The organism is Variovorax sp. SPNA7, assembly GCF_033807855.1.
GTDB lineage: Bacteria > Pseudomonadota > Gammaproteobacteria > Burkholderiales > Burkholderiaceae_C > Variovorax > Variovorax beijingensis.
Genome location: NZ_CP138513.1, coordinates 4,233,108 through 4,256,943 on the forward strand (window position 1 = coordinate 4,233,108; position 23,836 = coordinate 4,256,943).

The 23,836-nt window shown below is 69.1% G+C and carries 18 protein-coding genes; 12 read left to right on the forward strand and 6 right to left on the reverse strand.

Going from position 1 to position 23,836, the window contains the following annotated elements; all coding sequences use genetic code 11:
* Window positions 1–31: 31 nt before the first annotated feature.
* Window positions 32–3,040, forward strand: a complete 3,009-nt coding sequence (locus RZE77_RS19810) for a transglycosylase domain-containing protein (protein WP_319438903.1) — start codon at window positions 32–34, stop codon at window positions 3,038–3,040.
* Window positions 3,041–3,046: 6 nt separating this feature from the next.
* On the opposite strand, the gene RZE77_RS19815 is transcribed toward RZE77_RS19810, so the two are convergent.
* Window positions 3,047–3,352, reverse strand: coding sequence for a hypothetical protein (locus RZE77_RS19815; RefSeq protein ID WP_319438904.1), 306 nt, complete (start codon window positions 3,350–3,352; stop codon window positions 3,047–3,049).
* 278 nt (window positions 3,353–3,630) lie between these two features.
* Here RZE77_RS19815 and RZE77_RS19820 point away from each other — a divergent pair, with 278 nt between their 5' ends.
* The 4 genes from RZE77_RS19820 to RZE77_RS19835 are packed head-to-tail and all read left to right on the forward strand — an operon-like array spanning window position 3,631 to window position 8,552.
* On the forward strand, window positions 3,631–4,401 hold the full coding sequence (locus tag RZE77_RS19820) for a 2Fe-2S iron-sulfur cluster-binding protein (protein ID WP_319438905.1): 771 nt from the start codon (window positions 3,631–3,633) through the stop codon (window positions 4,399–4,401).
* On the forward strand, window positions 4,398–5,390 hold the full coding sequence (locus RZE77_RS19825; RefSeq protein WP_319438906.1) for an FAD binding domain-containing protein: 993 nt from the start codon (window positions 4,398–4,400) through the stop codon (window positions 5,388–5,390). The genes RZE77_RS19820 and RZE77_RS19825 overlap by 4 nt, the downstream gene beginning before the upstream one ends.
* Complete coding sequence (locus RZE77_RS19830; RefSeq protein ID WP_319438907.1) at window positions 5,387–7,564, forward strand: xanthine dehydrogenase family protein molybdopterin-binding subunit; 2,178 nt, start codon at window positions 5,387–5,389, stop codon at window positions 7,562–7,564. The genes RZE77_RS19825 and RZE77_RS19830 overlap by 4 nt, the downstream gene beginning before the upstream one ends.
* A gap of 58 nt (window positions 7,565–7,622) precedes the next feature.
* A complete protein-coding gene (locus RZE77_RS19835; protein WP_319438908.1) occupies window positions 7,623–8,552 on the forward strand; it encodes an SMP-30/gluconolactonase/LRE family protein in 930 nt (309 codons plus the stop codon).
* 21 nt (window positions 8,553–8,573) lie between these two features.
* Here the strand turns inward: RZE77_RS19835 and RZE77_RS19840 are convergent, their stop codons facing one another.
* From RZE77_RS19840 to RZE77_RS19850, 3 genes are read right to left on the reverse strand one after another with little or no spacing between them, the layout of a single operon-like run.
* Window positions 8,574–9,506 carry a dimethyl sulfoxide reductase anchor subunit family protein gene (locus RZE77_RS19840; RefSeq protein WP_319438909.1) on the reverse strand — a complete coding sequence of 311 codons (933 nt, stop codon included), beginning with the start codon at window positions 9,504–9,506 and terminating at the stop codon, window positions 8,574–8,576.
* Window positions 9,507–9,510: 4 nt separating this feature from the next.
* A complete protein-coding gene (locus RZE77_RS19845) occupies window positions 9,511–10,359 on the reverse strand; it encodes a 4Fe-4S dicluster domain-containing protein (RefSeq protein WP_405546221.1) in 849 nt (282 codons plus the stop codon).
* Window positions 10,356–13,301 carry a molybdopterin oxidoreductase family protein gene (locus RZE77_RS19850; RefSeq protein WP_319438911.1) on the reverse strand — a complete coding sequence of 982 codons (2,946 nt, stop codon included), beginning with the start codon at window positions 13,299–13,301 and terminating at the stop codon, window positions 10,356–10,358. The genes RZE77_RS19845 and RZE77_RS19850 overlap by 4 nt, the downstream gene beginning before the upstream one ends.
* Window positions 13,302–13,383: 82 nt before the next feature.
* Between RZE77_RS19850 and RZE77_RS19855 the strand changes: the two genes are divergently transcribed.
* Entirely contained in the window at window positions 13,384–14,325 is a 942-nt protein-coding gene (locus RZE77_RS19855; RefSeq protein WP_319438912.1) for a LysR family transcriptional regulator, read from the forward strand.
* 141 nt (window positions 14,326–14,466) lie between these two features.
* Window positions 14,467–17,268: an ExeM/NucH family extracellular endonuclease gene (locus tag RZE77_RS19860; RefSeq protein ID WP_319438913.1), complete on the forward strand. Its 2,802-nt coding sequence runs from the start codon at window positions 14,467–14,469 to the stop codon at window positions 17,266–17,268.
* 14 nt (window positions 17,269–17,282) lie between these two features.
* Here the strand turns inward: RZE77_RS19860 and RZE77_RS19865 are convergent, their stop codons facing one another.
* Window positions 17,283–18,053, reverse strand: coding sequence for a GntR family transcriptional regulator (locus tag RZE77_RS19865; protein ID WP_021008462.1), 771 nt, complete (start codon window positions 18,051–18,053; stop codon window positions 17,283–17,285).
* A 126-nt stretch (window positions 18,054–18,179) separates the two neighbouring features.
* Here RZE77_RS19865 and RZE77_RS19870 point away from each other — a divergent pair, with 126 nt between their 5' ends.
* From RZE77_RS19870 to RZE77_RS19890, 5 genes are read left to right on the forward strand one after another with little or no spacing between them, the layout of a single operon-like run.
* Window positions 18,180–18,461, forward strand: a complete 282-nt coding sequence (locus RZE77_RS19870; protein ID WP_015866594.1) for a UxaA family hydrolase — start codon at window positions 18,180–18,182, stop codon at window positions 18,459–18,461.
* Between the two features lie 54 nt (window positions 18,462–18,515).
* Window positions 18,516–19,691, forward strand: a complete 1,176-nt coding sequence (locus RZE77_RS19875; protein ID WP_278880077.1) for a UxaA family hydrolase — start codon at window positions 18,516–18,518, stop codon at window positions 19,689–19,691.
* A 19-nt stretch (window positions 19,692–19,710) separates the two neighbouring features.
* Window positions 19,711–20,640, forward strand: coding sequence for a hydroxyacid dehydrogenase (locus RZE77_RS19880; RefSeq protein WP_319438914.1), 930 nt, complete (start codon window positions 19,711–19,713; stop codon window positions 20,638–20,640).
* Window positions 20,637–21,638: an Ldh family oxidoreductase gene (locus RZE77_RS19885; protein ID WP_319438915.1), complete on the forward strand. Its 1,002-nt coding sequence runs from the start codon at window positions 20,637–20,639 to the stop codon at window positions 21,636–21,638. The genes RZE77_RS19880 and RZE77_RS19885 overlap by 4 nt, the downstream gene beginning before the upstream one ends.
* Window positions 21,639–21,684: 46 nt before the next feature.
* Window positions 21,685–22,677 carry a Bug family tripartite tricarboxylate transporter substrate binding protein gene (locus RZE77_RS19890; RefSeq protein ID WP_319438916.1) on the forward strand — a complete coding sequence of 331 codons (993 nt, stop codon included), beginning with the start codon at window positions 21,685–21,687 and terminating at the stop codon, window positions 22,675–22,677.
* Here RZE77_RS19890 and RZE77_RS19895 read toward each other — a convergent pair.
* On the reverse strand, window positions 22,661–23,818 hold the full coding sequence (locus tag RZE77_RS19895; RefSeq protein ID WP_319438917.1) for an acetate/propionate family kinase: 1,158 nt from the start codon (window positions 23,816–23,818) through the stop codon (window positions 22,661–22,663). The two genes, RZE77_RS19890 and RZE77_RS19895, sit on opposite strands and share 17 nt — an antisense overlap.
* Window positions 23,819–23,836 lie beyond the last annotated feature (18 nt).

Sequence of the window (23,836 nt, forward strand, 5' to 3'; positions counted from 1 at the left end):
CGGACCCCCGGTTCAGACTGTGCGAGGCAGCATGACAAGGTTCAAGAAGGTCTTCTGGATCAGCGGCGGGCTCGCCGTGCTGGGTGCGCTTGCCGCATTCGCAGTGGTCAACGAGCTGAAGACCTCCCGATGGCAATCGGCCTTCTGGCGCGACTTTTCCCGCGGCGCGGGCTTCAGCGTCGAGGCCGGTGCCAGCGATGCCATCCGCTTCCCCCAGACCGGGCCGTACGACGAGCGGCTGGGCTACCACGATCTTCCCCACTTCATCGACCGCCTGGAGCCCCAGGGCTTTGCCATCACGCGCCAGGCGCGCATGTCGCCGCGGCTGGTCGAGCTGCAGGAGCACGGGCTTTTCACGCCCTACCGCGAGAAGAACCAGGCCGGCCTGACCGTGCGCGACTGCCGCAGCGCGGCGCTGCTGCACACGCGCGTGCCCCAGCGCGCCTACGAGCGTTTCGAAGACGTGCCGCCGCTGCTGGTGAGCGCCCTGCTGTTCGTCGAGGACCGCCACCTGCTCGACGCGGAGCCGACGCAGCGCAACCCCGCGCTCGATCCGGAACGCTTTGCCAAGGCCGCGGTCGAGCAGGGGCTGCGGGTGTTCAACCCACGCGGGTCGGCAACGGGCGGCAGCACCCTGGCCACGCAGATCGAAAAGTACCGCCACTCGCCGCAGGGCCGCACCGGCTCGGTGCGCGAGAAGCTGCGCCAGATGGTCTCGGCCTCGGTGCGCGCCTACCAGGACGGCGAGGACACGCTGGCGCGGCGCCGCCAGATCGTCGTCGACTACCTCGACACGGTGCCGCTGGCCGCACGCCCGGGCATCGGCGAGGTGCACGGCCTGGGCGACGGCCTGTGGGCCTGGTACGGGCGCGACTTCCGCGAGGTCAACCGCCTGCTTGCCGACAACGCCGAAGGGGCGGCAACGCCCACGCCCGAGGCGCTCCAGCGCCAGGCCGAGGCCTTCAAGCAGGCGCTGTCGCTGATGATCGCGCAGCGCCGCCCGTCGCAGCACCTGCTCGGCGACGGCACGGGCCTGGCCCGGCTGACCGACAGCTACCTGCGGCTGATGGCCGAGGCGGGTTTGATCGCGCCCTCGCTGCGCGATGCGGCACTGCCGCTGCCCCTGCACCTGCGGCCCGAACTGCCGTCGACACCGCGTCCGGACTTCGTGCAGCGCAAGGCTACGACCGCGCTGCGCACCCACATCTCCACGCTGCTCGACGTGCCGCGCGCCTACGACCTGGAGCGGCTCGACCTGGAGGCCGAAACCAGCCTGGACGGCGAAGCGCAGGCGCTCGCGGCGCGGGTGCTGACCGGCCTGCGGACGCCCGCCGCGGCCAAGGCCGCGGGACTGTTCGGCCCGCACATGCTCGACCCGGGTGCGGACCCGGCGCCGCTGATCTACAGCTTCACGCTGTTCGAGCGCGGCGCCCAGGCCAACCTGCTGCGCGTGCAGGCCGACAACATCAACCAGCCTTTCGACGTGAACCAGGGCGCGCGGCTGGACCTGGGCTCGACCGCCAAGCTGCGCACGCTGGTGAGCTACCTCGAACTGGTGGCCGAGCTGCACGAACGCTGGTCCGGCCTGAGCCCCGCCCAGCTCGCCGCGCTGGCGAACAACCCGCGCGATCCGCTGGGCATGTGGGCGCGGCAGTACCTGTTGCGCGCCAAGGATCGCCGCCTCACGCCGATGCTCGAGGCGGCCATGGAGCGAAAGTATTCGGCGAACCCGGGCGAATCCTTCTTCACCGGCGGCGGCCTGCACCAGTTCGAAAACTTCGAGCGCTCGCGCAACAGCGAATCGATGACGGTGCGCGAGGGCTTCAAGCATTCGATCAACCTGGTGTTCATCCGCCTGATGCGCGACGTGGTGCGCCACCGCATGTTCGGCGGCGCGTCGGACGCCGAGCGCCTGCTGAAGGACCCGGCCGACCCGCGCCGCCGCGAGATGCTCCGGCGCTTTGCCGACCGCGAAGGCTCGGCCTACCTGATCCGCTTCTATCGCAAGTACCAGCGCCAGTCGGCCGCGGGTGCCGAGGCACTGCTGCTGCGGGGCCTGAAGCCATCGGCGCCGCGCCTGGCGAGCGTGCTGTTCACGATCGAGCCCGAGGCCAGCGAAGAGCGGCTCAATGAGCTGCTCACGCAGCGGCTGGGCAAGGGCTTCGCCGGCTCGCCGCGTGCACTGCGGGCGCTGCGCACCACCTACGCGGGCCTCTCGCTTGCGGACCGCGGCTACGTGGCGCGCGTGCATCCGCTGGAGCTGTGGCTTGTGGGATACCTGCGGCGCCATCCCGGCGCAACACTGACCGAGGTGCTGGACGCGAGCGCAAGCGAACGCCAGGAGGTCTACGCCTGGCTCTTCAAGACGCGCCACAAGAGCGCGCAGGACAAGCGCCTGCGCGAACTGGTCGAGCTCGACGCCTTCGCGGAGGTCCACCGCTCGTGGCAGCGCCTGGGCTACCCCTTCGAATCGCTGACGCCGTCCTACGCGAGCGCCATCGGCGCGTCGGGCGACCGGCCGGCCGCCCTGGCGGAACTGATGGGCATCATCGCCAGCGACGGCGTACGGCGGCGGGTGCAACGGGTCGACGCGCTGCACTTCGCGCGCGACACGCCCTACGAGACACGGCTCGAGCCGCGCAACGCGGGCGCCGAACAGGTGCTGCCCACCGAGGTGGCCGCAACGCTGCGCCGCGCGCTGGTGCAGGTGGTGCAGGACGGCACCGCGCGGCGCCTGAAGGGCGCACTGGTGGACGCGAACGGCCGCGCGATGGAGATCGGCGGCAAGACCGGCACCGGCGACCATCGCTACGGGCACACCGGCCGCGGCGGACGGCCGGGCACCGAGCGCAAGATCAGCCGCTCGGCCACCTTCGTGTTCACGATCGGCGACCGCTACTTCGGCACCATCATGGCCTACGTGAACGAACCCTACGCCGCGCGCTACCGGTTCACGAGCGCGCTGCCGACGCAGCTGCTGAAGTCGCTGGGGCCGCAGCTGCTGCCGGTGCTGGAGCGCGGGGGGTGTGGAGGGGATTGACGGCTGCTACGCGCCGTAGATTGCCAGCATGACGACGAAGGTCACCCACATCGCCGCCCAGCCCAGGAGGAACATGGCGGCCAGGAAGGCCACAAGGTAGCCGGCGCGGCGCCATGCGCTTGGCGTGCTCGGCACGCAACGCCAGTAGATCACGCCGGCCCACAGTGACAGCACGGCTGCGGTCATCGGAACAATGTTCTCGGAGATCGAGACGATCTTGTGGTGATGGAGTGCCGCCACTGAAACGAAAAGCGCGGGCATGGCCAGGAACCACGCGAACACGTTCAGCACGAGGCGCAAGACTGTCTTCATCGAATCGCCTCGCATGCGGGAGCCTTGCTTGGCTCCGTATGCTGGGCTCGCGCCGCGGCATTTGAATTTGTCGGCATATCTCTCCCCTGCTGAATCATATCGACCGACACGCAGCGCAGGATGCGCTTGAGCAGACCCCGCAGGTATAAAAAAAACCGATGCCTGCAACAAGTTATCGATAGCTAAGCTGGGGAATCGACGCCCCTCGACAGCGCTTGGGCCACAGCCCGCGCGGCGAGGCTCCTTCATCGATCGATCCACCCCAGGTGCCACCCACGATGACATCCCTCCTTTCCGATGAACGGCAGGCCGATGCTTTGCCTGACGACGAAAACAACAGTAATCCTCTTCTCCCCTCCCCCGCCAGCCAGCTGACCCGCCGCGCCTTCCTTGCGGAAAGCGGAACGACCGGCATTGCCGGCATCCTGGCGTCCGCGCCCATGGCGGCGTCGGTGGCAACGGCCGCACCGGCGGATGCCAATGCAGCGCCGCCCTCTTCTTCTTCCATGGCCCTCGCGCTGCGCGTCAACGGCAAGCCGCATGCGCTGCAAGTCGATCCGCGCACGACCCTGCTCGATCTGCTGCGCGAGCAGATGGCGCTGCCGGGTACGAAGAAAGGCTGCGATCACGGCCAATGCGGCGCATGCACGGTGCTCGTCAATAACCGCCGCATCAATTCCTGCCTGGCGCTTGCGCTCTCGCACGACGGGGCGGAGATCACCACCATCGAAGGGCTGGCGCGCGGCAGCGAGCTGCATCCGATGCAGGCCGCCTTCATCAAGCACGACGGGTTCCAGTGCGGCTATTGCACCTCGGGGCAGATCTGCTCGGCCGTGGGCATGCTGCGCGAGGCCGAGCAAGGTGCGCCGAGCCATGTCACGGCCGATGTGCGGCGCACCGGGCCGGTGGCGCAGCTGAGCGACGCCGAGATCCGCGAGCGCATGTCGGGCAACATCTGCCGCTGCGGCGCCTACCCGGGCATCGTGGCCGCGGTGCGCGAAGTGAGCCTGATGCCGCGCGCGGGCAACACCCGGAGGAGCCGCGCATGAAGCCCTTTGCATTCACCCGCGCCACCGACGTGGACACGGCCGTCCGGGCGGCCACGCAGCCGGGCGCCCGTTTTCTGGCCGGCGGCACCAACATCGTCGACCTGATGAAGGAAGGCGTGGAAGCGCCCGACCAGCTGGTGGACATCAACCGCCTGCCGCTGGCGGCCATCGAGGCGCAGCCCGGGGGCGGGCTTCGGCTGGGCGCGCTGGCGCGCAACAGCGACACGGCCAACCACCCCGTGCTGCGCACGCGCTACCCGCTGGTGGCGCAGGCCATTCTTGCGGGCGCCTCGGGCCAGCTGCGCAACGCGGCCACCAACGGCGGCAACCTGCGCCAGCGCACGCGCTGTCCCTACTTCTACGACGTGACCCAGCCCTGCAACAAGCGCGAGCCAGGCATGGGCTGCAGCGCGCTGCAGGGCTTCAACCGCAACCACGCGGTGCTGGGCACCAGCGCGAAGTGCATCGCGAGTTATCCGGGCGACATGGCGCAGGCGCTGCATGCGCTCGATGCGGTGGTGCAACTGCAGGGGCCATCGGGCCGCAGGACCATTCCGATTGCGCAGTTCCACCGCCTGCCGGGCGAGACGCCCGAACTCGACGCCAATCTTGCGCCGGGCGAGCTGATCACCGCCATCGACCTGCCGGCCGAGAGCGCCCGCTTCGCGCAGCGCTCGCATTACCTGAAGGTACGCGACCGTGCCAGCTATGCCTTTGCGCTGGTGTCGGTGGCGGCCACGCTCGACATAGAGGGCAACCGCATCCGGCAGGCGCGCATCTGCCTGGGCGGCGTGGCCCACATGCCCTGGCGCGCGCGCGAGGCCGAGGCCCTGCTGCAAGGCGCCGAGCCCAACATGGCGCTGTTCCGCCAGGCGGCGGATGCCGCGCTGGCCGGCGCCACGGGCTTCGAGCACAACCGCTTCAAGATCGAACTGGCCAAGCGGAGCATCGTGCGCGCACTGGAAACCACGAGCAGGAGCACGGCATGAACAGGCAAGCGACTTCCCTCATCGGCCAGCCGGTCGACCGCGTGGACGGCCGCCTCAAGGTGACCGGCCAGGCGCGCTATGCGGCCGAGTTTTCCTACCCGGGGCTGGTGTACGGCGTTGCGCTGGGCAGCACCGTGGCGGCCGGGCGCGTGCGCGACATCGACACGGCGGCGGCGGAAAAATTGCCCGGCGTGCTGCTGGTGCTCACGCACAAGAACGTGCCCAGGATGGCGCCGCCCGCGGCCGAGACGCCGCAGAACCGCTTCACGCGCGCCACGCCGCTGCTGCAGGACACGGCCATTCACCACCACGGCCAGCTCATCGGCTTTGTGGTGGCCGAAACGCTCGAGCAGGCGCGCCATGCGGCCACGCTGGTGAAGGTGAGCTACGACGCGGCCCAGCCCCGCATCGGCTTCGACGCCAACGTCAAGAACGCCTATGCGCCGGCGGCCATCAACGCCGGCTACAAGACCGACACGCGGCGCGGCGATCTCGACCAGGGCCTGCGCACCGCGGCGGGCACGGTCGATGCGGTCTACAACACGCCCATCGAGCACCACCACCCGATGGAGATGCACGCCACGGTGGCCGCATGGGAGGGCGACAACAAGGTCACGGTGCACCACTCGCTGCAGATGGTGAGCGATGCCGCTCCGGCGATTGCCGCCACCTTCGACATTCCGCGCGAGAACGTGCGCGTGGTGTGCCCGTTCGTGGGCGGCGGCTTCGGCAGCAAGATCCTCACGCGCGACAACGCGATGCTGGCAGTGCTGGCCGCGCGCCTCGTGAAGCGGCCGGTCAAGCATGTGCTCACGCGGCAGCAGATGTTCATGGTGGTCGGCCTGCGCCAGCACAACCGTCAGCACATGCGGCTGGGTGCGGATGCGAGCGGCCGGCTCACGGGGCTGGGCCACGACACCGTCACCCACACTTCGGTGCACGAGGAGTTCGTCGAGCAGACCGGCGTCATCTCGCGAATGATGTACGAGGTGCCGAACTCGCAGGTCACCCACCGCGCCTTCAGGCTCAACGTGCAGACGCCGAAGTGGACCCGCGCACCGGGCGAGGCACCCGGCAGCTTTGCGCTCGAATCGGCAATGGACGAGCTTGCCGAGCAGCTGAAGATCGACCCCGTTGAATTGCGCGTGAGGAACGACGCCAGGACCGACCTCGACACGGGCAAGCCCTTCGGCAGCCGCTCGCTGGTCGAATGCATGCGCATCGGCGCCGAGAAATTCGGCTGGAGCAACCGCAGCGCCATGCCGCGCAGCCGCAGGCAGGGCCACTGGCTCGTGGGCTACGGCATGAGCGCGGCATCGCGCGGCGCACCGCATCGCGGCGCCTCGGCCAACCTCCTGCTCACGCGCAGCGGCCGCGACGTGCGCGCGGTGGTCGAGATGTGCGCGACCGATCTCGGCACCGGCAGCTACACCATCATTGCGCAGACCGCTGCCGAGACGCTGGGCCTGCCGCTCGACAAGGTGCAGGTGCGGCTCGGCGATTCGGCCCTGCCGCCCACGCCCGGCTCGGGCGGCTCCTGGGGCGCCAGCACCTTCTGCACCGCGGCGCTCGCGGTCTGCGAAGCGGCCAAGCAGCAGCTGCGCGAGAAGGTCAACCTGCGCTTCGTGCGCGAACCCAGCGTGGCGGAGTTGCTGCAGGCGGCCCAGCTGAACGAATGGCGCGCCAGCAACACGGCCACGCCGGGCGCGGACATCGCCGCCTGGTCGCACTACGCTTTCGGCGCCAACTTTGCCGAAGTGTGGGTCGACGAAGACCTGGGCCTGGTGCGCGTGCCGCGCTACATGGCGGTGATTGCGGCCGGGCGCATCCTCAACCCCAAGACCGCGGCGTCGCAGATCATCGGCGGCATCGTCTGGGGCATTGGCAACGCGTTGATGGAAGAGTCGGTGCTCGACGAGCGCAGCGGCCACTTCGTCACGCGCACGCTGGCCGACTACCACGTGCCCGTGAACGCGGACATCGGCGACGTGCAGGTGCTCTTCGCGCCCGAAACCGACACCCGGGTCAATCGCATGGGCGTGAAGGGCGTGGGCGAGATCGGCATCACCAGCGTGGCCGCCGCCATTGCCAACGCGGTCTACAACGCCACCGGACGCCGCGTGCGCGACCTGCCCATCACGCCCGACAAACTGCTGACGCCGATCCAGGCATGACGAAACAGGCAAGAAGAAGCAAACTCGGAACCCCTGCAAAGAAGAAAAGGGGCTTCCGATGGACATCCGCGAACTCGCCACCGGCCTGCAGTTTCCCGAAGGGCCCGTGGCCATGGACGATGGCTCCGTGCTGCTGGTCGAAATTGCGCGCGGCACGCTCACGCGCGTGCGGCACGACGGGCTGGTGCAGGTGGTTGCCGACCTGGGCGGCGGGCCGAACGGCGCCGCCATGGGCCCGGACGGCGCGGTGTACGTGTGCAACAGCGGCGGCTTCCGCTGGCACACCGAGGCCGACGGCTGCCACCGCCCGGTGGGCCAGGCCGACGACTATTCGGGCGGCCGCATCGAGCGCGTGAACCTGGCCACGGGCCAGGCCGAGCGGCTCTACGACACGGCCGACGGGGCTGCGCTGTGCGGGCCGAACGACATTGTGTTCGACGCGCAGGGTGGCTTCTACTTCACCGACCTGGGCAAGACGCGCGAATGCGACATGGACCGCGGCGGCCTGTTCTACGGCCACGCCGACGGCAGCGGCGTGCATGCAGTGGCGCGGCCGGTGATGACGCCCAACGGCATCGCCCTTTCACCCGACGGCCGCATGCTCTACTACGCAGAGACCGAGGGCGCGCGACTCTGGGCCTTCGACATCACGGCGCCAGGGCGCGTGCGCAAGGATGGCTGGCCTTCGCCGCACGGCGGGCGCATGCTGTGCGCATCGCCGGGCGGGGACTACCAGCGCTTCGATTCGATGGCTGCCGATGCGCTCGGCAACCTGTGCGTGGCCACGCTGCTGCACGGCGGCATCACCATCGTCGCACCCGACGGCAGCAGCTGCGAGCACGTGCCGCTGCCCGACCGCTACACCACCAACATCTGCTTTGGCGGGCGCGACATGCGCACGGCCTACATCACGCTGTCGGGCAGCGGGCGGCTGATTGCCATCGACGACTGGCCGACGCCGGGGCTGAAGCTGAACTTCCAGGCCTGAACGAAACCCTTGGTCCGATCCTCAGGACACCACCTGGTAGTACAGGTTCTGCGGGTGCTTCGCCTGCGCAAAGAAGAACCAGCGCTCCGCGAGCAGCCCCGGTGCCTGCACCAGCACCGCCAGCAGCCACGGCCACACGGCGCCGCTGGCAACGCCCCACAGCAGCAACAGTGAAGGCAGCACAAAGGCCAGCAGCAGGAAGCCGAGCTTCATGTTCTTGAGCGCGGCCAGCGTGGCGCCGTGAAAGAACTCGCGCGTGTTGAACGAGCCGGCCGACATGCCCATCGACTTTTGCACGAGCTTCTCGGCGCGGATGCCGGTGGCCGATTGCAAGGTCGACTTGTGGCGAATCGCCGCGTTGCGCCTGAGCGCCCCACCGCGTGCGGCCCATGCCGCGAGCGTGGCGGCAAGGGCCCAGGGCCCGAACAACTGCACGAAGCGCGACTCGCCCGACAGCACCGCCATCGCACAGGCCAGCACCAGCCCCGACGACAGGCCGATGAGCGTGAAGTTGACGACAGTCAGCGGATGCGCCCATTCCTCGATGAAACGCAGGCACGCATAGATCATGGCGGTGCAGTACCAGAGCGCGGCCGCGCCGCACAGCACCAGCACCGGCAGCAGCCACGACCACGGCGCACCGGCGCCGAAGCGCAGCGACAGCCACCACAGCGCCACCAGCGCGATGAAGCCCGGCAGCACGATGACTTCGCGCGACATCCACGAGGTGCGCCACATCAGCACGGCGCGCCATGCGCGGCTCTTGCGGCCCAGGTGCATGAACGAAGCCGCGAGGCCGGCCACGAGCAGCACTTCGGCCACGCCCAGCGCCAGCGTGAGAAAGCCGGGCGCGAGCGCGAGGCCCAGCAGCACCGCGAGCGCAAGCGCGACGACCAGGCCCTGCGCGGCGCCGGCCAGCGTGGTGAAGAAAAGAATGGAGAACGCGGGATGCATGCGGCTACTCCTGCGTTTCGATCGAAGGGGTGGTCTGCTGCGTGACGCGGCGCGGCAGGTACTGGTTGGCCGGGCTCGTCTCCCACTCGGGCATCAGCTGGTAGCCGCCGCGTTCGCGGATGGCCTTCGACACTTCGGAGTCCGGGTCCTTCACGTCGCCGAACAGGCGCGCGCCGGTCGGGCAGGCCTTGACGCAGGCTGGCTTGCGGTCTTCCTTGGGCAGGTGCTCGTCGTAGATGCGGTCGACGCACAGCGTGCACTTGGTCATGACCTGGCGCTCTTCGTCGAGCTCGCGTGCGCCGTACGGGCAGGCCCATGCGCAGTACTTGCAGCCGATGCACTTGTCGTAGTCGACCAGCACGATGCCGTCTTCCTTGCGCTTGTAGCTGGCACCCGTGGGGCACACGGGCACGCAGGGCGGGTCTTCGCAGTGCAGGCAGCTCTTGGGAAAGTGAACGGTCTGCGTGGCCGGGAAGGTGCCGGCCTCGTAGGTCTGCACGCGGTTGAAGAAAGTGCCGGTGGGGTTGGCAGCGTAGGGCTGCGCGTCCGCGAGCGGGCCGGCGCTGCCGGAGGTGTTCCACTGCTTGCATGAAGTGACGCAGGCATGGCAGCCGACGCAGACGTTGAGGTCGATGACGAGGGCGAGTTGCTTGGCGAGGGTTTCGCCGGGCTCGGCGCGGATACTGCTCCCTCTCCCGCTTGCGGGAGAGGGTTGGGGTGAGGGTGCAGCGGCCCGCATCACGGCACTGCTTCCAATTCCAGCCCCACCGCCCTCACCCCAACCCTCTCCCGGAGGGAGAGGGGGCAAGACCGAAGAAACGGGGGCCATCAGGTCCTTGAGCCACTGCATCATTTCTTCCCCCTCCCCGCAAAGTACGTCAGCACGTTCGCCGCCTTCCCCAGCACTCCCGGTGCACTCGGCATGCTCGCCATCTGCGGAAAACTCTCTTCCGGCTCGCCCGGTTCCGCGGGCCGTATGCGCACGCGCACGTCGTACCAGCCGGCCTGCCCCGTGACCGGATCCGAATTGCTGATGCGGCCGCTCGCGGTACCCGCGCAGGGGAGTTCCTCGCTGATCAGGTGGTTGAGCAGGAAGCCCTTGCGCGCCTCGTCCGCGCCGGGCGCCAGCTGCCAGGCACCATCGGCCTTGCCGATCGCGTTCCAGGTCCAGACGGTGCCAGGCTCCACCGCCTCGCTGTAGCGCAGCATGCAGCGCACCTGGCCCCACTGGCTCTCGACCCAGCACCAGCCGCCATCGGCAATGCCGGCAGCCTGCGCGGTGAGCGGGTTCACGTGCAGGTAGTTGTGGCTGTGTATCTGCCGCAGCCACGCGTTCTGCGAATCCCACGAGTGGTACATCGCCATCGGCCGCTGGGTGATGGCGTTGAGCGGATAGGCGTCGAGATCGGTCGAGGCCTCCTCGAGCGGCGGGTACCAGAAAGGCAGCGGATCGAAGTAGGTGTCGATGCGCTCCCGCAGCGCGTCGGGCGGCTGCCGGCCCGGGCTCTTGCCCTGCGCGGCCAGGCGGAAGCTCTGCAGCGTGTCGGAGTACAGCGCCAGCTGCACCGGGTCGTTGCGCTGGCGCCAGCCCTTGTCCTTTGCAAAGTCGAGGTACTCGCGGTTCCAGTTGCGCATGTAGTGCATGGTCTCGGGCATGTGGTACTGGAACACGCAGTTGTTCTCTGCATACGCCTCCCACTGCTTGGGGTTGGGCTCGCCGCGCAGGTGCTCGGTGCCGTCCTTGCCGCGCCAGCCCATCAGGAAACCGATGCCCGGCTGCGGCTGGAAGTTGACGACAAAGTCCGGATAGCCCGAGAACTTGCGCCCGCCTTCTGGCGTGGTGAAGGCCGGAAACTTCAGGCGCGAGGCCAGTTCGATCAGCACTTCCTGGAACGGCTTGCACTGGCCGGTGGGCGGCACCACCGGAATGCGCACCGAATCGACCGGCCCGTCGAACTCCGAGATCGGCCGGTCGAGCATGCTCATCACGTCGTGGCGCTCGAGGTAGGTGGTGTCGGGCAGCACCAGGTCGGCAAAGGCCACGGTCTCGCTCTGGAAGGCGTCGCACACCACCAGGAAGGGGATCATGTGCTCGCCCTTCTCGTCCTTGCGGTTGAGCATCTCGCGCACGGCCATGGTGTTCATGCTGGAGTTCCACGCCATGTTGGCCATGAAGATCAGCAGCGTGTCGATGCGGTAGGGGTCGCCCTTCACCGCATTGGTGATCACGTTGTGCATGAGCCCGTGCGCCGACAGCGGATGCTCCCACGAGAACGCATGGTCGATACGGATCGGCGAGCCATCGGGGTTGATGGCCAGCTCTTCCGGGTTGGCCGGAAAGCCCAGCGGCGCGGCATTGAGCGGCGTGTTCGGCTGGATCATGCCGGGATCGTTGAAGGCGCGGTAGTTGGGCACGATGTGGCGCGGGTACGGCGCCTTGTGCCTGAAGCCGCCGGGCGCGTCGATGGTGCCGAGCACGCTCATCAGCACCGCCAGCGCGCGCACCGTCTGAAAGCCGTTCGAATGCGCCGCGAGCCCGCGCATCGCGTGGAAGGCCACGGGCCGTGCCTGCGTGGTCGGGTGCTTCTTGCCCCAGGCATCGGTCCACGCAATGGGCAGCTCGAAGGCCTGCCTGAGCGCGGTCTCACCCATCTCGCGCGCAAGCTTGCGGATGCGCTGTGCATCGATGCCGGTGATGGCCTCGGCCCACTCGGGCGTGCAGCTGGCCACGCGATCGCGCAGCAGCTGGAACGAGGGCGCCACGCGCGTGCCGTCGGCCAGCGTGTAGTGGCCTTCGAGCGCGGGATCGCAGCCGTCGGCAATGCCTTCGGGGTAGGCGTTCTTCACACCACCGCTGCTGTTGTCCCACACCAGCTTGTTGTGCGGATTGCGGCCGTCGCCGGGCGGCCCGCGCGTGGGGTCCGGGTCGAAGGCGAACAGGCCCTGGCGCTCGCAGTCGTCCAGCACCACGAGCTGGGGCGCATTGGTGAAGCGCTTGAGAAAAGCGTGGTCGATCAGGTCGCTTGCGATCAGCTCGTGCAGCAGCGCCATGAACAATGCGCCATCGGTGCCGGGCTTGATCGGAATCCATTCGTCGGCAATGGCCGAATAGCCCGTGCGCACCGGGTTGATCGAAATGAAGCGGCCGCCCGCGCGCTTGAACTTGCTGATGGCGATCTTCATCGGGTTGCTGTGATGGTCCTCGGCGGTGCCGATCATCACGAACAGCTTGGCGCGGTCGAGGTCGGGCCCGCCGAATTCCCAGAAGCTGCCGCCGATGGTGTAGATCATTCCCGCGGCCATGTTCACGGAGCAGAAGCCGCCGTGCGCCGCATAGTTGGGCGTGCCGAACTGGCGCGCGAACAGGCCCGTGAGCGCCTGCATCTGGTCGCGGCCCGTGAAGAGCGCGAACTTCTTCGGATCGGTCGCGCGGATCTTGCCGAGCCGCTCGGCCAGCATGTCGAAGGCACGCTCCCAGCTGATGGGCTCGAACTCCCCGGCCCCGCGCTCGCTGCCGGCCTTGCGCAGCAGCGGCTGCGTGAGGCGCGCAGGCGACACCTGCTTCATGATGCCCGACGAGCCCTTGGCGCAGATCACGCCCTTGTTCAGCGGATGCTCGGGGTTGCCGTCGATGTAGCGCACCTCCGGGCCATGCTCGCCCTCGCGCAGGTGCACGCGGATGCCGCAGCGGCAGGCGCACATGTAGCAGGTGGTGGTCTTGACCTCGGTGTCCGCCGTGGGCGTGGGGGCGGCGAGCGGATCGTGGACGGGCTCTCGGGACAGGAAACTGAACACTGGCGGTCCTTTGTCTTCATGCGGGGCTGCGCCGATGTTAGAGAGCCTCGATCAAACGAAAAAGCGGAGAATATCGCTCACGATGACCGGAAAAACAGATCAGCGGCCACAGCACACCGCGCAGCGGCTTCGGCTCAACCTGCGCCAGCTCGAGGTGTTCGTGGCCACGGCGCGGGGCGGCAGCACGCGCGCCGCGGCCGACCGCGTCGCGCGCTCGCAGTCGGCCGCGAGCAGCGCGCTGGCCGACCTGGAGTCTTCCGTGGGCGCGCTGCTGTTCGACCGGCTCGGCCGCCGGCTGGTGCTCAACGAGAACGGACGCGCGCTGCTGCCCAGGGCCCAGGCCCTGCTCGACCAGGCCGGCGAGGTGGAGGCGCTCTTCAGCGGCGAGCATGCGGCGCCGCTGCGCGTGGCGGCCAGCTTCACCATCGGCGAGTACCTGCTGCCCGAGCGCGTGTCGCAATGGACGGCGCTGCACCCGCAGAGCCAGGTGCACCTGCACATTGCCAACACGCGCGACGTGATCGAGGCGGTGGCGGGATTCGACGTCGACGTCGGCTTCATCGAGGGGCCGCAAACCCACCCCGACCTGGTGGTGCGCGCTTGGCGCGAAGACGAGCTGGTGATCGTCGCCGCACCGGGACATCCGCTCGCCAAGCGCATTGCCACGCACCACCAGCTCTCGCAGGCCACTTGGGTGCTGCGCGAGCACGGCTCGGGCACGCGGCAGGTCACCGATGCGTGGCTGATCCAGAACCTGGAGCAGGTGCGCGTGGGCTTCGAGCTCGGCAGCACCGAGGCCATCAAGCGCGTGGTGGCCTCGGGCACGGGCCTCGCCTGCCTCTCGCGCTACACGGTGGCGCAGGCGCTGGAAGACGGCCACCTGATCGAGCTGCGCACGCGGCTGCCGGCCGGCATGCGGCGGCTGGCCACGGTGATGCACCGCGACAAGCTGCTCGGCCGCGCCACCGCCGACTTCCTTCGGCATTGCGGGGCGACCGTGCCGCGCGCCTCGTCGGTGCGTTAGCCGGCCGCCGGCGGCAAGGGCGCGTTGCGCCGACCCGGCAATTTGCCCGGGCCGGGCGGGGGTGTCTCGGGGGCTACACACAAGAACCGTAAAACGCCGGCTATCCGCGCGCTGTTCCCCTCTTTCATCCAGAAAATTCCCATGACATCTCCAGCATCGAGATCGTTCCGCCAGCTCAAGGCCTTGGCCCTGGCACTGGCCGTCGCACTGACCGCTTGCGGCGGCGGCGGCAACGGCGGGGCCTCCTTCCCGTTGATCCCCCCGCCACCGGCAGGCAGCGCGCCGCCCGGCACCCCGCCATCGCCAGACACGCCACCGCCGGTCGCGGAGCCGCCTGTCGCGCCCACATGCGCCGCCGCCGTCCCGGCCAACGCGCCCCTCGCGCCCATCTCATCCATCCAGGGCACGGGCGACACCAGCCCCTTGGCGACGCAAGCCGTGACCGTGCGTGGCGTGGTCGTGGGTGACTTCCAGAACACCGGCTCGACGAGCGTGAAGCTGAACGGCTTTTTCGTGCAGCAGCTCGTGCCCGATGCCGACCCGCTGACCTCCGAAGGCATCTTCGTCTACGCGCCGGGCAACGCCACCCGCGTGGCCGCGGGCGACTTCGTCCAGGTCTCCGGCGTGGTGACCGAATTCGGCCAGACCGCGGGTGCCGGGGCCAAGCCCGACAGCATCACGCAGATTGCCGGCACGGCCCAGGACCCGGTGGCCGTCAGCATCTGCGGCAGCGGCATTGCCCTCGCCCCGACACAGGTCACGCTGCCGGTGGCGGACGACGCCACGCTGGAGCGATATGAAGGCATGCTGGTCGAGATCTCGCAGCCCCTGGCCGTGACGGAAATATTCGAGCTGGGCCGCTATGGCCAGATGGTGCTGGCGTTGAACGGGCGGCAGTTCAATGCCACCAACGGCAACACGGCGGCCACGCATGCGCAGAACCTGCTCTCGCGCATCGTGCTCGACGATGGCTCCTCGCGCCAGAACCCGAGCCCCATTCCCTACCTGAGCGCGGCCGGCACCGACGGCACCCGGCGCATGGGCGACACGACGCAGAAGCTGACCGGCATCCTGAGCCACAACTTCGGCGCCTACCGCATCCAGCCCACGGTGGCGCCCGAGTTCGCGCAGGCCAATGCGCGCCCGGCGACCGCGCCGGTGGTCGGCGGCTCGCTCAAGGTGGCCAGCTTCAACGTGCTCAACTACTTCACCACCTTCCAGAACGGGGAAACTTCCTCGGGCCAGACCGGCCAGGGCTGCTCGTTCGGCACCGGCCCCGCATCCGCGGCCAACTGCCGCGGTGCCAACAACCGCAACGAGTTCGATCGGCAGCAGGCCAAGATCGTGGCCGCCATCGCGGGCCTGGACGCCGACGTGGTGGGATTGATGGAAATCCAGAACACCGACGTCGCAACGAACGACCTGCTGGCGGCCCTCAACGCCAAGGTGGGCGCGGGCACTTATGCCGCGGTCAACAGCGGCGTGTTCGGCACGGACGCGATCAAGGTCGACATCCTGTACAAGCCCGCGAAGGTCCAGCGCATCGGCAACGCCGTTCTCCCGACGGGCACGGACCTGGCCGACTACACCGCCGCCAGCGGACGGCCTCCGCTGGCCCAGCGCTTCAGCGCGGTGGGCAACAACGGCGGCTTCTGGTTCGTGGTCAACCACTTCAAGAGCAAGGGCAGCTGCCCCGCCACGGGCGACATCGACCTGGGCCAGGGCTGCTTCAACCTGGCGCGCATCCAGCAGGCGAAGGCGCTGAACAGCTTTGTCGGCAAGCTCAAGCTCATGGGCGAATCGGACGTGCTGATGATGGGCGACTTCAACAGCTACCTGCTGGAAGACCCGACCAAGGAACTGGAAGCAGCCGGCAACGAAAGCCTGCTCAAGCGCATGGCCGCCAACGACCGCTACACCTACGTCTTCGGCGGCGAGACAGGTGCGCTGGACCATGCCTATGCCTCGGCGTCGCTGGGCGCGCAGGTCAGCGGCGTGAGCGTGTGGCACATCAACGCCGACGAGCCGACCGCGCTCGACTACAACACCGACTTCACCACCGACGACCGCTATGCGCCCACGCCCTTCCGGGCATCGGACCATGATCCCGTGCTTGTCGGCCTCACCTTGGCGGCCGATGCGGCAGTGACGCTGCCCATCGTCACCGCATCGATCCCGGCGGCCGTCAAGGTCGGCGAAACCTACAGCGTGAACATTTCGGAAGCGCTGCCCGGCGGCTCGACCACGCTGTCTTCCCTTGCAATCGATTGGGGAGACGGCAGCGCCGCCACCACGGCGCCTGGCACGGGCACCGTCACGCACACCTATGCGGCTGCCGGCAGCTTCAACGTGGTGGTCACGCTGACCAACTCCGCCAGCCAGACCGCCACGCAATCGGGCAGCGTGAACGTCAGCACCGTTGTGGTGGTGACGCCGCCGGCGGACCACGAGCTGTTCTTCAGCGAATACGTGGAAGGCACGTCGAACAACAAGGTGATCGAGATCTACAACCCGACCGCCGCGGCCGTGGACCTGAGCCTGTACACCGTCAAGCTGTATGCCAACGGCGCGGTCGCACCGACCAACTCGCTGCCGCTGACCGGCACGCTGCCGGCCGGCGGCGTGCTGGTGCTGGCCAACGCCAGTGCCGCGGCGGCCTTCAAGCCGGCCGGCACCATCACCAGCGGCGTCGCCAACTTCAACGGCGACGATGCGCTGACGCTGGAAAAATCGGGCGTGGTCGTCGACCGCTTCGGCCAACTCGGCGTGGACCCCGGAACGGCCTGGACCGGCGGCGGTGTCGGCACGCAGGACCAGACGCTGCGCCGCAAGGCCGGCATCACCGCGGGCGATGCCGACGCAGGCGCCGCGTTCGATCCGTCGGTGCAATGGGACAGCTTTCCGGTGGACACCTCCTCCGGCCTGGGCGCACACACGGTGTGAACTGAGCGCGGCGCTCAGGCCGGCCGCGACAGCAGGTGCACGTATTCGTACTGCGCCGTGTTGATGGTCGACACGCGGTACTCCACCGGCTTGTCGCCGAAGGTGAGCGCGGTGCGCCGCACCTCCATCACCGGCGCGCCCGGTGCCACGCCCAGGATGCGCACCACGCTGCGGTCGGCCGCCATCGCGCGTGCGCGCTCGCGCGCCAGCGTCACGGTGATGCCGAACTCGGTCTGGTAGAGGTGGTAGATGGTGCTCGGCCGCTCGCGGAAGCGCTTCTCGGTCAGGCCCTTGAACAGCAGCGCCGGCAGCGTGAGCCGGTCGTGGATCACCGCCCTGCCCTGCAGCAGCAGCCGGTTGTCGATCTGGATGGCGGGCTCGCCGGTTCGCAGGCCCAGCGCCTGCGCGGGCTCCTCGTCCATGCGCACGCGCTCGAAGGCGACGAACTCCACCTGCGGCGCCTGCCTGAGGCCGTCGCTGCGCTCCACGTGGAAGAACTGGAACATGAAGCGGTCGTCGTTGTGCACCGCAACGAAGGTGCCGCGCCCCTGCCGCCGCACGAGGATGTGCTCGGCCACGAGATCGTCGGTCGCGTGGCGCAGCGTGCCGATCGACACGCCGAGCGCCGCCGCCAGCTCGCTCTCGCTCGGCAGCACGCTGCCGGCCGCGCAGCGCCCCGACTCGATGGCGCGCAGCAGCGAGCGCTTCACGAGCCGGTAGAGCGGCGCACCCGCCGACTCGGCGGGAATCGGTTCGAACGCGGAGATGTCTGTCGAGCGGGGCATGGCGCATTGTGGCGGCCGCATCGCGATTCATCCAAGTCATTCATATGACCTGTTTGACATGCGGAGACGCGCACTCGGACACTGGCCCGGCTGCAAATTCTCAGCGAGTCACAACAGGAGACAACGATGATTCATTTCGTTCTGCACGACGCGAAGGACACGGTCGCGGTCGTGGTGGTGGAAGGCGTCAAGGCCGGCATGTCGCTCAGCGGCTGGATCATGGACGAGGACCGCATGACCAGCGTCGATGCGCGCCAGGACATCCCGATCGGCCACAAGGTCGCACTCAAGGACATGGCGCCCGGCGACACGGTGTGGAAGTACGGCATCGACATGGGCAAGGTGGTGGCGCCGATCAAGGCCGGCGAGCACGCGCACGTGCAGAACATCAAGACCAAGCGCTGGTAGGACACCGCCCCCGCTTCGCCCATTCCACATCACCCACGAATCCGAAAGAACCGCATGTCCATCATTTCCAAAGACACCACTTTCCTCGGCTACCGCCGCGAAAACGGCCGCGTCGGCGTGCGCAACCACGTCATCATCCTGCCGCTGGACGATCTCTCCAACGCGGCCGCCGAAGCGGTGGCCCACAACATCAAGGGCGCGCTCGCCATTCCGCATCCCTACGGCCGCCTGCAGTTCGGCGCCGACCTGGAGCTGCACTTCCGCACGCTGATCGGCGCGGGCTGCAATCCGAACGTGGCGGCGGTCGTCGTCATCGGCATCGAGGACAGCTGGACGCAGAAGGTGGTCGACGGCATCGCCACCACGGGCAAGCCGGTGGCCGGCTTCGGCATCGAGGGCCACGGCGACCACGACACCATCCTGCGCGCGAGCAAGGTGGCGCGCGAGTTCGTGCAGGCCGCCAGCGAGAAGCAGCGCGAGCCCTGCGGCATCCACGAGCTGTGGGTGTCCACCAAGTGCGGCGAGAGCGACACCACCTCGGGCTGCGGCTCCAACCCCACCGTGGGCAACGCCTTCGACAAGCTCTACGAGACCGGCAACACGCTGGTGTTCGGCGAGACCTCCGAGATCACCGGCGGCGAGCGCATCGTGGCCGACCGCTGCCGCACGCCCGACGTGAAGGAGCGCTTCATGTTCATGTTCAACCGCTACCAGGACATGATCAACCGCCACAAGACCAGCGACCTGTCGGACTCGCAGCCCACCAAGGGCAACATCGCGGGCGGCCTCACGACCATCGAGGAAAAGGCGCTGGGCAACATCCAGAAGATCGGCAAGAAGTGCATGGTGGACGGCGTGCTCGACAAGGCCGAGGTGCCCACGGGCCCGGGCCTGTGGTTCATGGACTCGTCCAGCGCGGCGGCCGAGATGGTGACGCTGTGCGCCGCCTCGGGCTACGCGGTGCACTTCTTTCCCACGGGCCAGGGCAACGTGATCGGCAACCCGATCCTGCCGGTCATCAAGATCTGCGCCAACCCGCGCACCGTGCGGCTCATGAGCGAGCACGTCGACGTCGACACCTCGGGCCTGCTGCAGCGCGAAATGACGCTCGACCAGGCCGGCGACCAGCTGCTCGAATGCATGCTGCGCACCGCCAACGGCCGGCTCACCGCGGCGGAAGCGCTGGGCCACCGCGAGTTCGTGCTGACGCGGCTGTACGAGTCGGCCTGACGGCGCCCGCGCAAGCATCATGAAGCGGATAGTGATTGCGGAGTTCATGGACGCCGCCGCGGTTGCGCAATTGCGCGAGCGGCACGACGTTCTCTACGACGTGGCGCTGGTGGACGACGGCGCCCGGCTCTACAAGGAAGCGAAGTGGGCCCATGCGCTCATCGTGCGCAACCGCACGCAGGTGCGCGGCGAACTGCTGGATGCGCTCACGCAGTGCACGGTGGTGGGCCGCCTGGGCGTGGGCCTGGACAACATCGACGTGGCGGGCTGCGAAGCGCGCGGCATCCGGGTGATTCCGGCCACGGGCGCCAATGCACTGAGCGTGGCCGAGTACGTGATTGCGAGCGCCATGCTGCTGCTGCGCGGCGCCTATGGCTCCACCGCCGCGGTGGCGGCGGGGCGCTGGCCGCGCAATGCGCTGTCGAACGGACGCGAGCTCGCGGGCAAGACGCTCGGGCTGGTCGGCTTCGGCGCCATCGGGCAACTGACGGCGCGGCTCGCGCAGGCGCTCGGCATGCGCACGGCGGCCTTCGACGCCATGATGGACGGCAGCCACCCGGCCTTCGCCGCAACGGGCACGCAGCCGCTGGGCCTCGATGCGCTGGTGGCGCAGGCCGACGTGGTGAGCCTGCACCTGCCGCTGGTGGACGGCACGCGCAACCTCTTCCATGCGCCGCGCATCGCGGCCATGAAGGGCGGCGCGGTGCTCGTCAACACATCGCGCGGCGGCATCGTCGACGAAGCCGCCGTGGCGCTTGCGCTGCGCGAAGGCCGGCTCGGCGGCGCGGCACTCGACGTGTTCGAGGCCGAGCCGCTCGCGGCCAGCCCGCATTTCGACGGCTGCCCCAACCTGCTGCTGACACCGCACATCGCGGGCGTGACGGCCGAGTCGAACGAGCGCGTGAGCAACCTGATTGCACAGAAGGTGCTGGAGGCGCTGGAGCCATGACGACGATGAGCCTTGAACAAGCGCGGGACGCCGTGGCCGCGGCACTGCGCGCGGCCGGCGCGAACGAGGCGATGGCGTCGGCCGCCGCACGCGCCCTGGTGCTGGCCGAGGCGCAGGGCCTGGGCTCGCACGGCCTCTCCCGCGTGGCCCAGTACGCCACGCACCTGCGCAATGGCCGGGTGAATGGCAGTGCGGTGCCGACGCTGCGCCGCCAGAAAGGCGCGGCCGCGCTGATCGATGCGCACGAGGGCCTGGCCTTCGCCGCCTGCGAGATGGCCGTTGCCGAAGCCATCGGCCGCGCGCGCGACTTCGGCATTGCGATTGCGGGCGTCACGGACAGCCACCACTGCGGCGTGGTGGTCGACCATCTGCGGCCGGTGGCCGAGGCCGGCATGGTCGGGCTCGGCTTTGCCAATTCGCCGGCCGCAATGCCGGCGGCCGGCGGGCGCCATCCCATCTTCGGGACCAACCCGGTGGCGGCGATCTTCCCGCGCCGCGGTGCGTTGCCGCTCGCCATCGACCTGAGCCTTTCGGAAGCGGCGCGCGGCAAGGTCATGGTGGCCGCGAAGCAGGGCAAGGCCATACCGATCGGCTGGGCCGTCGACCGCCACGGCCAGCCGACCACCGATGCGCAGGCCGCGCTCGAAGGCTCGATGCTGCCCATCGGCGCGACCACCAGCCCCAAGGGCGCGATGCTGGCGCTGGTGGTCGAACTGCTGGTCACGGCGCTGATCGGTGCGCAGTTCGGCTTCGAGGCATCGAGCTTCTTCGAGGATGCCGGCAACCGACCGCGCATCGGCCAGGCCTTCATCGTCATCGACCCCGGCGCGCTCGCGGGCTCTGCGGGCTACCTCGACCGTGTCGAGGTGCTGGTGGGCGAGATGCTGCGCGACGACGGCGTGCGCCTGCCCGGCGCGCGACGCGAGGAACTGCGGCTGCGCGCCGAGGCGCAGGGCATCGAGGTGCCCGAGGCGCTGCTCGCGCAGTGGCGAAGCTAGGCGCCACCAAGCGCCACGACCCCACACAACAACAGGAGACAACACGATGAAACGACGCGAATGGATGCAAGGGACCACCGCCCTGGCTGCGGCGGGATCGCTGGGCGCGCTCATGCCGATGCTTGCCAGGGCGCAAGGCGGCGACTACCCCAGGCCGGACGCCACGCTGCGCTACGTGGTGCCCTTTCCGCCGGGCGGCCTGACGGACGTGATGGCGCGGCAGATCGGCCAGCAGCTGGGCGAGCGCTGGAAGGTCAACGTGCTGGTGGACAACCGGCCCGGCGGCAACGGGCAGATCGGCGCCGACCTGGTGGCCAAGGCGCCGCCCGACGGCAACACGCTGCTCGCGGTCACGCTGACGCACGCGGCCAACGTCACGCTGTTTCCGAAGTCGCCGTTCAGCTTCCAGAAGGACCTGCGGCCGGTGGCGCTGCTGGCCGGCAGCCCGATGCTGATCGTGGTGCCCGTGGCCAGCCCCATCCAGGACATGAAAGGCCTGGTCGCAGCCGCGAAGGAGCGCAAGCTCAATGCGGGCTCCAGCGGCAACGGCACGCCACCCCACCTGACGCTCGCGCTCTTCAACGACCTCAACAAGTCCAACATCCAGCACGTGCCCTACAAGGGCGGCGCGCCGTGCATCACCGACCTCATCGGCGGCCAGCTCGACGTGGTGTTCTCGAACATCCCGGAGTCGATCGCGCATGTGAAGGGCGGCAAGCTGCGCGCGCTTGCCATCGCGAGCAAGGACCGCTACCCCTTGCTGCCCGATGTGCCGACCACTGCCGAAGCCGGCATGCCCGCGCTGCAGGTCGAGAACTGGACCGGCATGATGGCGCCGGCCGGCATGCCCGATGCCGCGGTGCAGAAGCTGGGCGCGGAGGTGGTGAAGATCCTTGCGCAGCCCGGCCTCGACGAGCGCATGCGCCAGCAGGGTTTCGTGATCGATGCGCGCGGGCCGGACCGCTTTGCGGCGTTCCTGGCCGACGAGATTGCGCGCTGGGCGCACGTCATCAAGGCGGCGGCTATCCAGCCTGGTTGAGCCGCAGCAGCCGCGCGGTGTGCCGCGCGATCACGGCCTCTTCGTCGGTGCGCAGCACCCAGGCACTCACGGGGCTTTCTGGCGTGGTGAGTTGCGCCTTGCCCGCACGGTTCGCCTCCGCGTCGACGCGCAGGCCGAGCCAGCCGCACTGCGCAAGGACGCGCTCGCGCAGCACCGCGGCGTTCTCGCCGATGCCGCCGGTGAACACGATGGCATCGACACCGCGCAGCGCCGCGGCCAGCATGCCCATGTGCTGCACCACCTGCTCGATGAAATGCGTGATGGCTTCGGCGGCGGCAGGCGCGGCCGAAGCCTCGAGCTCGCGCATGTCGCTGGAAATTCCCGACAGGCCGAGCAAGCCCGACTCGCGGAACAGCAGCTTCTCGACATCGTCCGCCGACATGCCCTGCGAGCGCATCAGGTACAGCACCACGGCCGCATCGAGGTGCCCGCAGCGCGTGCCCATGGTGAGGCCGTCGAGCGGCGAGAAGCTCATCGTCGTTGCGACCGACCGGCCCTCGGCCATGCCGCACATCGACGCGCCGTTGCCCAGGTGCGCGACGATCACGCGCTGCTGCGCGAGCTGCGGCGCCAGTTGCGCGAACTGCGTCACGATCGATTCGTAGGACAGGCCGTGGAAGCCGTAGCGCCGCACGCCCGCATCGTGCAGCGCGCGCGGCAGCGCGAAGCGGCGGTTCACATCGGGCTGGGTCGCGTGAAAGGCGGTGTCGAAGCACGCCACCTGCGGCACGCCGTCGAAAGCCTTCATGGCGGCACGCACGCCCGCGAGGTTGTGCGGCTGGTGCAGCGGCGCAAGCGGCTCGAGCGCGGCCAGTTCGGCAAGCACTGCCTCGTCGATGCGCACCGGTGCCACGAAGTTCGCGCCGCCATGCACGATGCGATGGCCGACCGCTGCGATGCGGCCACCGCCGCCCTGCCGGGCATGCCATTCGAGCAGCGCGGCCAGCGCGCCCTGGTGCGAGCGGCTGTCGCCTTCCAGCGCCGCGTCGTGCAGCGTGCGGCCCTCGGCATCGCGCACGCGCAGCCGCGCCTTCAGCCCCGCGCCCAGGCCATCGGCCTGGCCCGACCAGCGGGCGGCGGGCAGCGCGCCGCCCTCGGCCGGCGCCTCGAACAGCGCCACCTTGATCGACGACGACCC